This is a genomic window from Zobellella sp. An-6 (genome assembly GCF_052487945.1).
In genome coordinates this window covers 4,056,855-4,068,838 of the sequence record NZ_CP199259.1, presented here as the reverse complement: position 1 = coordinate 4,068,838, position 11,984 = coordinate 4,056,855, and the positions used below count along the sequence as shown (strand labels likewise).

The following is an 11,984-nucleotide window of genomic DNA, read 5'->3' as shown; positions in this document are numbered from 1 at the left end:
GGGTACGGAACCAGACAATCAAGGTCATTGCAGGGTGCGAACCGCAGCCGTTTGATACGGAGTCATGTAATGAACACGAGTTTGATGACGACAGATTTTCAGCGCCACTTTGCCCTGGTCCCCCAGGGCAGCCTGGAGGCCTATATCCAGGCGGTAAACACCATTCCCGTGCTCAGCGCGGAAGAAGAAAAATCCCTGGCCGAACGGCTGCAGAACGACGGCGATCTGAGCGCCGCCCGGCAGTTGATCATGTCTCATCTGCGCTTTGTGGTGCACATCGCCAAGAGTTATTCCGGTTACGGCCTGCCCCAGGCCGACCTGATCCAGGAAGGCAACATCGGCCTGATGAAGGCGGTGAAGCGCTTCGATCCTACCGTGGGCGTGCGGCTGGTGTCCTTCGCCGTGCACTGGATCAAGGCCGAGATCCACGAATACGTGCTGCGCAACTGGCGGGTGGTCAAGGTGGCCACCACCAAGGCCCAGCGCAAGCTGTTCTTCAACCTGCGCAAGTCCAAGAAGCGCCTGGGCTGGTTCAACCAGCAGGAAGTGGACACCGTCGCCCAGGATCTGGGGGTGTCCCCCGCCGAAGTGCTGGAGATGGAATCCCGCATGAGCGCCCAGGATCAGGCCTTCGACCTGGCCTCGGATGATGACGACAAGGACTCCAGCTTTGCGCCGGTGCACTACCTGGAAGACAAGAGTTCCGATGTGGCCGGCCAGGTGGAGGAAGCCAACTGGGAGCAGACCGCCAATCGCCGCCTGCGCGCTGCCCTGGACAGCCTGGACGAGCGCAGCCGCCGCATCATCCAGGCCCGCTGGCTGGATGAAGACGACAAGACCACGCTGCAGAGCCTGGCCGACGAGTACGGGGTCTCCGCCGAGCGTATCCGCCAACTGGAAAAAACCGCGTTGAAGAAACTCAAGGCCGCCATGGATGCCTGAGCGACAAGAAATCAGTGATCAAAGGCCCCGGACGGGGCCTTTTTTCCGTACGCATATCAACCATTGGAAAGCAGGATAGCCCCCATGAAAATTCTGAAGCATCTGTTCGACAACAACCGGGAATGGGCCGAAAAGATCAAGGCCGAGGATCCCACCTTCTTCGAGCAGTTGTCCTTGCAGCAGGCGCCCGAATACCTGTGGATCGGCTGCTCCGACAGCCGGGTGCCCGCCAACCAGCTGACCGGCCTGCTGCCCGGCGACGTGTTCGTGCACCGCAACGTGGCCAACCTGGTGGTGCATACGGACTTCAACTGCCTGTCGGTGGTACAATACGCCGTCGAAGCGCTCAAGGTGAAACACATCATCGTCTGCGGCCACTACGGCTGCGGCGGCGTCCTGGCCGCCATGCAGAACAAGGAACTGGGGCTCATCGACAACTGGCTGCGCAATATCAAGGACATCTACTACAAACACCAGGAAGCGCTGGAAGCGATAGCAGACCAGCAGGTGCGGGAAGACTACATGTGCGAGCTGAACGTGGTGGAGCAGGTGGCCAACCTGTGCCACACCACCATAGTGCAGAACGCCTGGAAGCGCGGCCAGCCGCTGTCGGTGCACGGCTGGGTGTACGGCATCAAGGACGGCAAGCTGCACGATCTGGACGTATGCGTGACCGGGGTGGAGCAGATCCCCGACGTCTACCGCATCTTCCGCCAGCGGATACTGGGTAAATAGCGACTATCTGAATTATTTAGGAAAACTCCATGAGACGTGAATTGGCCATTGAATTTTCCCGGGTGACCGAAGCGGCCGCCCTGGCGGGCTACAAGTGGTTGGGCCGGGGCGACAAGAACATCGCCGATGCGGCCGCGGTGGCGGCCATGCGTCATGTGCTGAACGAAATCGAGATCAGCGGCGAGGTGGTGATCGGCGAGGGCGAGATCGACGAGGCGCCCATGCTCTATATCGGCGAGCAGGTCGGCCTGGGCGGCGACGAGGTGGATATCGCGGTGGACCCCATCGAGGGCACCCGCATGACCGCCATGGGCCAGTCCAACGCCCTGGCGGTGATGGCGGTGGGCGAGAAGGGCGCCTTCCTGCGCGCCCCCGACATGTACATGGAAAAGCTGATCGTCGGCGCCGGCGCCAAGGGGGCCATCGATCTGGACAAATCCCTCGAGCAGAACATCAAGGCGGTGGCGAAAGCCCTCAACAAGCCCCTGTCCCGCGTTACCGTGATCACCCTGGCCAAGCCGCGCCACGACAAGGCGATCAAGACCATGCAGGGCTTGGGCGTGCGGGTGTTCGCCATTCCCGACGGCGACGTGGCCGCGTCCATCCTGGCCTGCATTCCGGAAAGCGAAGTGGACATGCTCTACGGCGTGGGCGGGGCGCCCGAGGGGGTGATTTCCGCCGCCGTGGTGCGCGCCCTGGACGGCGACATGCAGGCCCGGCTGGTGCCGCGCTATGAAGTGAAGGGCCCGAGCGAAGAGAGCCTGGAGCTGGGCCGGCAGGAGATCGAGCGCTGCAAGCAGATGGGCATCGAGGTAGGCAAGATATTGAAGCTGGAAGAGATGGCCCGCACCGACAACGTCATCTTCGCCGCCACCGGCATCACCAAGGGCGACCTGCTGGAAGGCATCAGCAGCGACGGCCATTACGCCCACACCGAAACCCTGGTGATCCGCGGCAAGTCCCGCACCATCCGCCGTATCCGCTCGACCCATATCCTGTCGCGCAAGGACAAGAAGCTGCAGGATATCATCCTGTAAAGCGGTGCCGCCGGGAAAGAGCCGGCGGAAAATGCCGATGGGCGTTATCATCGAACCAAAAAAGGGATGCGACCGCATCCCTTTTTACGTTCATCCCCCCTTGTCCGCCTTGCCGGCGGCCTCGGCGAAACGGGCCAGCCACTTGTCCCAGGGCCAGGGCTCGTCGCCCCTGTCCTCGGCCGCCTCCTTGCGCCGTATGGCGTTGCGTACCGTCATGGCGCCCAGCCAGCGTACCGGCTCCGGTGGAAAGCGCCCCTGGGGACCCTGCGCCAGGCCGCAGCGGGCCCAGTCGTCGTCCCGGCGCAAGACCAGGCTGGTGAGGATTTTGGCGCCGAGCAGGCTCTGCACCACGCCGTTGCCGGAATAGCCCAGGCCGTAGTAGATGTCGCCGTCGCCGTCGAGCCGGCCGAAGAAGGGCAGGCCGGTGGCGGAGCGGTCCGACGGCCCGGTCCAGGTGGCGGCGATGTCGGCCCGGAGATCGGGAAAGAAGCGCCGCAGCGCCGCCGCCAGCTGGGAGCGATAACGGCTCGGCCGGTCGAAGGCCCCGACGATCCGGTTGCCATAGGCGAACAGGTTGCCGCCCTTGCCCAGCATCAGCCGGCCATCCGGGGTGCTGCGGTAGTAGTGCACGAAGGTGCGGCCGTCGACCACGGTGGTGCCGTGGTTGAGGCCGAGGCGCTTGAGCTCGGCCGGGGCCGGGCTGGTGATCGCCATGTCCGACGACACCAGCACCAGGTGCCGGTCGAACTCCCTGAACAGGCCGGGAGTCCAGGCGTTGAGCGCCAGTATCACCTTGCCGGCGGTGACGCTGCCGGCGACGGTGTCGACCCGGGCCGGGCGGCTGCGGCTGAGCCGGGTCATGGGGCTGTGCTCGTACACGGCCACGCCCAGATCCAGCGCCACCCGGCGCAGGCCGCGCACCAGCAGGGCCGGTTGCACCGAGCCGGCCAGGGGCGAGAAGTGGCCTTCCAGGTGGGCCTCGGAGCCGGTGAGTGCCAGCAGTTCGGCTTCGCTCAGTGCCGACCAGCTGTTCAGGCCCTGCCGCTCCAGCCCCGCCGCCAGCCGGGCCATGGTGCCGCTCTGGGCGCCGTTGGTGGCGGTGTAGCAGGTGCCGTCGATGCGCAGCTCGGCGTCGATGCCGTGTTGCTCGCAGAAGTCCCGAATCTCCAGCACCGCCCGCTCCGAGGCCCGCACCAGCCGGGCCGCTTCCCGTTCGCCGTAGCGGCGGCACAGGGACGGGTACTTGGTGGACCAGGTCAGCAGGCAGCCGCCGTTGCGACCCGAGGCGCCGCTGCCGCACAGCTCCCGCTCCAGCACCACTATGTTGAGTTCCGGCTCGGCCTGCTTGAGGCGAATGGCGCTCCACAGGCCGGTGTAGCCGCCGCCGACGATACACACATCGGCCTCAAGGTGCCGCCGCAGCGGGGTGGCGGGTGCGGGGGCTTCCCGCTCCAGGGCCTGTTGCAGCCAGAAGGGACGTTGGGATTGGGTCATGCGTGTCTCCAGCCTTGCGTCAGGCGCAGCAGGCCCCGGCCGGCGGCCAGGTGCAGCAGCTTGGCGCCGAGGGCGGTGAAAAAGATCAACATGGCCATGGCCGCCGCCGGGGCGATATCGCCGCTGTCGTCCAGGTTAAGCACGGCGACCGAGGCCAGCATGGTGTCGGGACCGTACAGGAACACCACCGCCGACACCGTGGTCATGGCGTTGACGAACAGATAGATGGCCACGTCCAGCACCGCCGGCAGGCACATGGGCAGGCTGACCCGCCACATGGCCTTGAACCGGCTGATGCGCAGCGAGGCGGCAATGGCCTCGATCTCCGCCGGCAGTTGCTTGAGGGCGGTGATCGCGGTCAGGTGCCCGACCGTGTAGAAGTGCACTATGGTCGACACCACCAGCAGGGTCATGCCGCCATAGAGGCCGTTCAGCGGATTGCCGGGCTGGTTGAAGAAAAAGATGTAGGCCAGGCCCAGTACCAGTCCCGGCACCGCCAGCGGCACCATGGCCAGGCCGTGCAGCAGCTTGCGCAGGCCGCTCTGGTGCTGGCCTTTTTCCACCAGGTAGGCGGCGAGGAAGATCAGCAGGGTGCCGAACAGGGCGGTCAGGCCGGCCATGCGCAGCGAATTGCCATAGGCCTGCCAGCCGTCGATCAGGTCAAAGCCGTAATGGTCCAGGGTCAGGCTCAGGTTGTAGGGCCAGAACTGCACCAGGGAGGCATAGCCGGCCATGGCGACCACCGCCAACAGGGCCAGGGCTATCAGGCTGCAATACAGCAGGAAGAAGCCGTCGCGCCAGGGCTTGGGCTCGGGTCGAAACGGCTGGGAGCGGCTGTCGATCAGCGGCGGATTGCGCTTTTGCAGCCAGCTGTCGGCGGCAAAGGCGAGCAGGGCCGGCAGCAGCAGCAGGGTGCTGACCAGGGCACCCATGGTGAAGTTCTGCTGACCCACCACCTGCTTGTAGATGTCGGTGGCCAGCATGGAATACTGGCCGCCGATCACCTTGGGCACGCCGAAGTCGGTGATCACCATGGTGAACACCACCATCAGGGTGCTGAGCAGGGCGTACTTGATGCCGGGCAGGGTGACCTTGAAAAACGCCCGCACCGGGCCGCCGCGCAGCACCCTGCAGGCTTCGAACAGGCGACCGTCGGCGGCGCCCATGGCGGTGCTGAGCAGCATGACCGCATGGGGAAAGGCCCAGAACGACAGTCCCAGCACGATGCCGGTGGGGCCATAGATGCTTTCGCCGCCCAGCCAATGGCGCAGCACGCCCTGGTTGCCGAACAGGTAGATCAGGCTGATGGCCGGCAGCAGGGACGGCGCCAGAATCGGCACCATGGCCACCACCTTGAACAGGGGGCGGGCCGGCAGCCGGGCACGGGTCAGGCCATAGGCATAGAGAAAGGCCAGGCCGGTCACCAGCAGGGTGACCATCAGGCCCATGGTCAGGGTGTTGAGCAGGGACTGGCCCAGGGCCGCCGTGGTCAGGTAGCGGCGTATGTTGTCCAGGCCGGCGAAGCGGCCCTCGCCGTCGGTAAAGGCGGTGATCAGGATCTGGCCGAGGGGCAGCACCAGGGCAATCAGAAACAGCACGCAGATCAGTGCCAGCAGGCCGCGCTGCAGCTTGTCGTCCCGGCTCAGCGGTCGGGGCAGGCTCAGGCTGGTCATGGGTTGGCCCCGCAGAACAGGTGGGTGTGTTCCAGCGGCAGCGCCAGGCTGATTTCCTGGCCGGGCTTCAGTTGCTCCATGTTGCAGTCCCGGGGCGACAGGTCGGCCAGGATCGGCTCGGGGTGGCTGTCCACCGTCACCTCGGCCCGCACAAAGGCACCGAGGAAGGACAGCTCACGAATGCGGCCGGTCAGGGCGGGGCCCTGACCGGCGTCGGCCAGCCGGGTCAGCTCGGGACGCCAGGCCAGCAGGTGGCGGCTGCCCGGGGCGACCTGGCGGGGCAGGGCATGCTCGCCCAGGCGCAGCCGGCCCTGCTCGTCGGCCACGGCGCTGTAGAAGTTCATGGCGCCGATGAAGCGGGCCACAAAGGGGGTGGCGGGCTGGTAGTAGATCTGCTCGGGGGTGCCGATCTGTTCGATTTCGCCGTGGTTCATCACCACGATGCGGTCGGCCATGGCCAGGGCTTCTTCCTGATCGTGGGTGACCATGATGGTGGTGATGCCGAGTTCCTTCTGCAGCCGTTTGATCTCGGCGCGCAGCTGAATGCGCACCCGGGCGTCCAGCGCCGACAGGGGTTCGTCCAGCAGCAGCAGGCCCGGCGACAGGGCGATGGCCCGGGCCAGGGCGACCCGCTGCTGCTGGCCGCCGGAGAGCTGGCCCGGATATTTGTGGCCGCTGTCGGGCAGGCCTATGGTGTCGAGCAGCGACTGTACGCGCTCCTGGATCTCGGCCTTGGGCAGGCGCATGTTCTCCAGGCCAAAGGCGATGTTCTGGTAAACGCTGAGGTTGGGAAACAGGGCGTAGGACTGAAATACGATGCCGAAGTCCCGCTGCTCCGGGGGCGCCAGGGTAATGTCGCGCCCGGCCTGTTCGATGCGGCCGTCGGTGGGCAGGTCCAGGCCGGCGATGGCGCGCAGCAGCGTGGTCTTGCCGCAACCGCTGGGGCCCAGAAAACAGATGAACTCGCCTTCTTCCACGGTCAGGCTGACGCCCTTGAGCGCGCGAAAGTCGCCGAAGCTTTTTACCACAGTGTCGATTGTCAAATATGTCATCAGATTTCCCCAATCTGGTTTAGACCAGTTTCGGGCAATCTACAAATCCAACATGACGATGGTGTGACACTTTGTTTAAAAAGTGATGTTTCCGGCTCAGACCGACAGCTGAATATTAAGCGCGTCGTGGCGCCAGTATTCCCAGTCCAGCTCGACCACCTCGCCGGCGGCATCCCGGGACAGGCGGCTGATGAAGAGGGCGGCGGCCCCGGTGGCCACGCCCAGGGCCTGGGCCCGTTCCTCATCCAGCGCCACCGGGTACATGTTGAGCTCCATGGTGGTGATGACGACGCCGTATTCCTGCTCGAACAGCCGGGTCAGGGAGCGGCTCAGATCGTGCCGTTCCAGCCCGGGAAAGCGGGTCGGGTTCAGGTGGTTCTCTTCCAGCAGTACGGCGTGGCCGTCTATGGTGCGCAGCCGGCGCACCCGGTGCAAGGGAATCAAAGGCGCCAGTCCCAGCGCCTTGTGTACCGCCGGCTCGGCCGGCGCCAGCTGACGGGCCAGCACTTGAGTGTCGGGCTGGCGGCCCTGGCTGGACACCACTTCGTTGAACGGCAGGCGCTGGGTCGGGTTGTAGTTGATGCGGCCTGGGGTGATGTACCAGCCACGGCGGTTGGCGCGGTAGATCAGGCCCTTGCCTTCGAGCCGGGACAGGGCCTCGCGCAGGGTCACGCGGGTGGTGGCAAAGGCGTCGCTGAGCTGGCGCTCGGAGGGCAGCTTGGTGTTGGCGAGCAGGGCGCCGCTGCGGATCTGGGCCTCTATGCTGTCGCTGATCTGCTGGTAGTGAGGTTTGGTCATGGTCTTCCATTATGGCCTACACCAGCTGTTGGACTTGTTGCCGCTGGGGTGGCCACTCTCAAAGCGTTGAAATCTGGCGCCATTATCTCCCCTACACGAGGCGATGCACAGGGCTGAGGCAGATGAATTTTTTGTTGCAGTGCGGGGAGGTATCTTGCTCCGTTGCCAGGCTCCGACTATCGTGTTGCCAAATTTGGTATATACCAGGAGTGAACGTGAACAATCCTTACCTGCTGCTGACCCCGGGTCCCCTCTCCACCTCCGCCACGGTGCGGGAAGCCATGATGAAGGACTGGTGCACCTGGGACGACAGCTACAACCAGGGCGTGGTGCAGCCCATCCGCCACCAGCTGGTCCGGCTGGCCACCGCCCAGCCGGGCTATACCAGTGTGCTGATGCAGGGCAGCGGCACCGCCGGCGTGGAGTCGGTACTGGGCTCGGCGATTCCCGCCGAGGGCAAGCTGCTGGTGCTGAGCAACGGCGCCTACGGTCGCCGCATGGGCGACATCGCCCGCTGTCTGGGCCTGAGCCTGGCGACCGTGGACGTGGCCGATACCGAGCCGCTGTCCGCCGAGCTGCTGACCCGGGCATTGGCGGCGGATCCCGCCATCAGCCACGTCGCCTTTGTGCACTGTGAAACCACCACCGGCATTCTCAACCCCCTGGCCGAGCTGTGCCAGGCGGCCAAGACGGCGGGCAAGACCCTGATCGTGGACGCCATGAGTTCCTTCGGCGGCGTGCCCATGGACGTGGGCGATCTGGCCATCGACTTTCTGATCTCCAGCGCCAATAAATGCATTCAGGGCGTGCCCGGCTTCTGCTTCATCATTGCGCGGGAAGCGTCCATGGAGCAGTGCGAGGGGCGGGCCCGCTCGGTCAGCCTGGACTTGTTCGATCAGTGGCAGTGCATGGAGCAACAGGGCGGCAAGTGGCGCTTTACCTCGCCGACCCACGTGGTGCGCGCCTTTGCCCAGGCGCTGACCGAGCTGGAGCAGGAAGGGGGTGTGGCCGCCCGCCATCGCCGCTACGCGGACAACCAGAGCACCCTGGTGGACGGCATGGCACGGCTGGGTTTTGAGCCCCTGGTGGCGCGGGACTGGCAGTCTCCCATCATCACCGTGTTCGCGGCGCCCACCAGCCCGGACTACGACTTCAAGCGTTTCTATACCGGGCTCAAGGAGCAGGGTTACGTGATTTACCCGGGCAAGGTGTCGGCGGTGGACTGTTTCCGCATCGGCACCATAGGCGAAGTGTACCAAGCGGATGTGGCCGGCCTGCTGGCGGCCATCGAAAACGTCATTTACTGGTAATCGAGGACTACACAATGAACTATCGTTTCGAACGTCGTTACACCGGCTCAGTGCAGGCGGTGATCATGGATTGGGCCGGCACCACAGTGGATTTCGGCTCCATGGCGCCGATCCGCGCCTTTCAGCGGCTGTTCGCCGGCGAGGGTATTGAGGTGACCCTGGCCGAGTGCCGCGCCCCCATGGGCAGCGAAAAGCGGGAGCACATTCGCCAGATGCTGGCCATGACCCGCATCGCCGATGCCTGGACCCAGGTTCACGGCGCCGCCGCCAGCGAGGCCGACATCGACCGCCTCTACCAGGATTTTGTGCAGATCCAGATTGAATCCATTCGCGACAGCGCCGAGCTGATCCCGGGCATGGCCGAGGTGGCCCGCGAGCTGACCGGTCGCGGCATTCGGCTGGGTGCCAACACCGGCTACAGCCGTGACATGATCACCGAGCTGGTGCAGCGCGCCGCCGAGCAGGGCTATACCCCCGAGGTGGTGATCACCGCCAGCGACGTGCGCCGCGGCCGGCCCTGGCCGGAGATGAGCCTGCGAGCGGCCTGTGCCCTGGAAGCGAGCGCCGTGCAGGCCTGCGTCAAGGTGGACGACACCGGTGTGGGCATAGAGGAAGGCCTGAACGCCGGCATGTGGACGGTGGCGCTGGCGGTGTCGGGCAACGAGGTGGGCCTGTCCCTGGCGGACTGGCAGGCGCAAAGCCCGACGCAGCAGCAGGTGCTGCGTGAGCGGGCCCATGGCCGTCTCGCCGCCATCGGCGCCCATTACGTGATCGACACCATCGCCGAGCTGCCGGCGGTGATCGACGACATCAACGCCCGGCTGGCGCGGGGCGAGCGTCCCTGATGTCGCCGCTGGCCCTGTTGCTGGTACTGAGCTCGGCGGCGCTGCACGCGCTGTGGAACCTGCTCGGCAAGAGGGTCAGCCCCGGCTACGGCTTTTTCTGGCTGGCCAACCTGACCCAGTGCCTGCTGCTGTTGCCCTTTGGCCTCTGGATGCTGGGCCGGGAGCAGGGGCTGGCGTTCTGGGGCTGGTTGCTGGCCAGTGGTCTGTGCCAGAACCTGTATATGGCGGCCCTGGCCGCGGCCTACCGCCAGGGGGATCTGAGTTTGGCCTATCCCCTGGCCCGGGCCCTGCCCATGCTGCTGGTGGGGGTGGGCGGCCTGGCCCTGGGCCAGGTGATCTCGCCGGCGGCCGGGGTCGGCATGGCACTGGTGCTGGCGGGCTGTTTGCTGCTGCCGGTGCTGAGTCTGCGTCACTGGCGGCCGGGGTTGTACTGGACGCCGGGCTGCGCCCTGGCGCTGCTGGCGGCCCTTGGCACCAGCGGCTACAGCCTGATCGACGCCCACGCCATCGGCCTGTTGCGGGACGGGCTCGATGGGCTGCACGGCCGGCAGAGCCTGGCTATCTACTATCTCTGGTTGCAGGTGATGGCGGTGCTGTTCACCTCGCTGCCGCTGTTGCTGTGGCCGCGCTTTCGCGCCGGCCTGGCGGCTACCGCCCGCAGTGCGGCACGGCCGGCCATGCTCACCGGCATCATGATGGGGCTGACCTACGGCCTGGTGCTGTGGGCTTTTGCCCTGGCCAGCCAGGTGTCCTATGTGGTGGCCTTGCGTCAGCTCAGCATCCCCCTGGGGGTGCTGCTCGGCATCTGCTGGCTGGGGGAGTCGCACCGGGGCGGCAAATTGCCCGGCGCGGCCCTGATCCTGGGGGGCCTGACCCTGGTGGCGCTGGCCGGCTGAGGCCGGATGGTGAATACGGAATAAATGGAATACGGCCGGGCTTGCCCGGCCGTTTCTTTTTGGCCGGGGTCGAGCCGAGGGTCAAGACCCGGTTTTTTCATGGAACTGTCACCGGACTGTCATACGTCACTTTTAAGCTAAGTCTGTTTTCTGGTATATACCAATTGGAGCGAGAACCATGCCGAAGAAGACCTCCCTGGCCGTGCTGCTGACCCTGGCCGCCGCCGGCGCCCAGGCCAAGACCGAGCTGACCGTCTACACCGCCCTTGAGCTGGATCAGCTGAAGGCGTATCAGGTTGCCTTTGAACAGAAGAACCCGGACATCGCCATTCGCTGGGTACGCGATTCCACCGGCATCATCACCGCCCGCCTGCTGGCGGAGAAGGAAAATCCCCAGGCCGATGCGGTCTGGGGCCTGGCCGCCACCAGTCTGATGCTGATGGACCAGCAGGACATGCTGGCGGGCTACGCGCCGGTCGGTCTGGACCAGTTGTCTGCGGAATTCCGCGATGCTCGTGAAACGCCCCACTGGGTCGGCATGAACGCCTGGCTGGGAGTGATCTGCTACAACACCATCGAAGCCGAGAAACACGGCCTGTCCAAGCCCACCAGCTGGCAGGACCTGACCAAACCGGAATATCAGGGCCATATCGTAATGCCGAACCCGGCGTCCAGCGGCACCGGTTTCCTCGATGTGTCGGCCTGGCTGCAGCAGTTCGGTGATGAACAGGGCTGGGCCTACATGGATGGTCTGCACCAGAACATCGCCAACTACACCCACTCCGGCTCCAAGCCCTGCGTGCAGGCGGCGGCGGGCGAGGCGGCCATCGGCATCTCCATGGCCTATCGCGGCGCCAAGCTCAAGCAGCAGGGCGCCCCCCTGGAGCTGGTGTTCCCCACCGAGGGTGTGGGCTGGGAAATGGAAGCGGCGGCCATCGTCAAGGGCACCGACCAGCAGGAAGCGGCCCAGAAGCTGATGGACTTCGCCGTCAGCCGCCAGGCCAACGAGCTGTATAACCAAAGCTTTGCCGTGATCGGCCTGCCGGGCGTGGCCCGGCCGGTGCAGTATTTTCCGGAAGAGCCGGCTAACGTGATGATTGAAAACGACTTCGCCTGGGCGGCGGGGCAACGTGACGCCATTCTGGCCGAGTGGCAACGGCGCTACGACGGCAAGAGCGAGGCCCGGTAGAGGCCTTCTCCGC

General features: G+C 65.5%; 11 protein-coding genes. 7 read left to right on the top strand and 4 right to left on the bottom strand.

Features of this window, described 5'->3' with window-relative positions:
• Positions 1–84 precede the first annotated feature (84 nt).
• The 3 genes from rpoH (at position 85) to glpX (ending at position 2,714) form a co-directional block, all read left to right on the top strand.
• Entirely contained in the window at positions 85–942 is an 858-nt protein-coding gene (gene rpoH / locus ACT7DK_RS19090; RefSeq protein ID WP_445402412.1) for an RNA polymerase sigma factor RpoH, read from the top strand.
• 84 nt (positions 943–1,026) lie between these two features.
• A complete protein-coding gene (gene can / locus ACT7DK_RS19085) occupies positions 1,027–1,677 on the top strand; it encodes a carbonate dehydratase (RefSeq protein ID WP_096780157.1) in 651 nt (216 codons plus the stop codon).
• A 29-nt stretch (positions 1,678–1,706) separates the two neighbouring features.
• Positions 1,707–2,714: a class II fructose-bisphosphatase gene (gene glpX / locus ACT7DK_RS19080; protein ID WP_445401948.1), complete on the top strand. Its 1,008-nt coding sequence runs from the start codon at positions 1,707–1,709 to the stop codon at positions 2,712–2,714.
• A 90-nt stretch (positions 2,715–2,804) separates the two neighbouring features.
• On the opposite strand, the gene ACT7DK_RS19075 is transcribed toward glpX, so the two are convergent.
• From ACT7DK_RS19075 to ACT7DK_RS19060, 4 genes are all read right to left on the bottom strand, one after another.
• Positions 2,805–4,208: an FAD-dependent oxidoreductase gene (locus ACT7DK_RS19075; protein WP_445401946.1), complete on the bottom strand. Its 1,404-nt coding sequence runs from the start codon at positions 4,206–4,208 to the stop codon at positions 2,805–2,807.
• Complete coding sequence (locus ACT7DK_RS19070; protein ID WP_445401944.1) at positions 4,205–5,881, bottom strand: putative 2-aminoethylphosphonate ABC transporter permease subunit; 1,677 nt, start codon at positions 5,879–5,881, stop codon at positions 4,205–4,207. The genes ACT7DK_RS19075 and ACT7DK_RS19070 overlap by 4 nt, the downstream gene beginning before the upstream one ends.
• On the bottom strand, positions 5,878–6,933 hold the full coding sequence (locus ACT7DK_RS19065) for a putative 2-aminoethylphosphonate ABC transporter ATP-binding protein (protein ID WP_445401942.1): 1,056 nt from the start codon (positions 6,931–6,933) through the stop codon (positions 5,878–5,880). Before ACT7DK_RS19065 ends, ACT7DK_RS19070 begins: the two co-directional genes overlap by 4 nt.
• A 96-nt stretch (positions 6,934–7,029) precedes the next feature.
• Positions 7,030–7,731, bottom strand: coding sequence for a UTRA domain-containing protein (locus tag ACT7DK_RS19060; RefSeq protein WP_106730321.1), 702 nt, complete (start codon positions 7,729–7,731; stop codon positions 7,030–7,032).
• Between the two features lie 191 nt (positions 7,732–7,922).
• Here ACT7DK_RS19060 and phnW point away from each other — a divergent pair, with 191 nt between their 5' ends.
• From phnW to ACT7DK_RS19040, 4 genes are all read left to right on the top strand, one after another.
• Positions 7,923–9,041 carry a 2-aminoethylphosphonate--pyruvate transaminase gene (gene phnW, locus ACT7DK_RS19055; RefSeq protein WP_445402410.1) on the top strand — a complete coding sequence of 373 codons (1,119 nt, stop codon included), beginning with the start codon at positions 7,923–7,925 and terminating at the stop codon, positions 9,039–9,041.
• 14 nt (positions 9,042–9,055) lie between these two features.
• Positions 9,056–9,886, top strand: a complete 831-nt coding sequence (gene phnX / locus ACT7DK_RS19050) for a phosphonoacetaldehyde hydrolase (protein ID WP_445401940.1) — start codon at positions 9,056–9,058, stop codon at positions 9,884–9,886.
• Entirely contained in the window at positions 9,886–10,782 is an 897-nt protein-coding gene (locus tag ACT7DK_RS19045) for a hypothetical protein (RefSeq protein ID WP_445401938.1), read from the top strand. Before phnX ends, ACT7DK_RS19045 begins: the two co-directional genes overlap by 1 nt.
• Before the next feature lie 178 nt (positions 10,783–10,960).
• Positions 10,961–11,971, top strand: a complete 1,011-nt coding sequence (locus ACT7DK_RS19040; RefSeq protein ID WP_445401936.1) for a putative 2-aminoethylphosphonate ABC transporter substrate-binding protein — start codon at positions 10,961–10,963, stop codon at positions 11,969–11,971.
• Positions 11,972–11,984 lie beyond the last annotated feature (13 nt).

Coding starts and splice junctions, on each gene's coding strand:
- rpoH (WP_445402412.1), top strand. CDS start 85: ATGACGACAGATTTTCAGCGCCACTTTGCCCTGGTCCCCCAGGGCAGC.
- can (WP_096780157.1), top strand. CDS start 1,027: ATGAAAATTCTGAAGCATCTGTTCGACAACAACCGGGAATGGGCCGAA.
- glpX (WP_445401948.1), top strand. CDS start 1,707: ATGAGACGTGAATTGGCCATTGAATTTTCCCGGGTGACCGAAGCGGCC.
- ACT7DK_RS19075 (WP_445401946.1), bottom strand. CDS start 4,208: ATGACCCAATCCCAACGTCCCTTCTGGCTGCAACAGGCCCTGGAGCGG.
- ACT7DK_RS19070 (WP_445401944.1), bottom strand. CDS start 5,881: ATGACCAGCCTGAGCCTGCCCCGACCGCTGAGCCGGGACGACAAGCTG.
- ACT7DK_RS19065 (WP_445401942.1), bottom strand. CDS start 6,933: ATGACATATTTGACAATCGACACTGTGGTAAAAAGCTTCGGCGACTTT.
- ACT7DK_RS19060 (WP_106730321.1), bottom strand. CDS start 7,731: ATGACCAAACCTCACTACCAGCAGATCAGCGACAGCATAGAGGCCCAG.
- phnX (WP_445401940.1), top strand. CDS start 9,056: ATGAACTATCGTTTCGAACGTCGTTACACCGGCTCAGTGCAGGCGGTG.
- ACT7DK_RS19045 (WP_445401938.1), top strand. CDS start 9,886: ATGTCGCCGCTGGCCCTGTTGCTGGTACTGAGCTCGGCGGCGCTGCAC.
- ACT7DK_RS19040 (WP_445401936.1), top strand. CDS start 10,961: ATGCCGAAGAAGACCTCCCTGGCCGTGCTGCTGACCCTGGCCGCCGCC.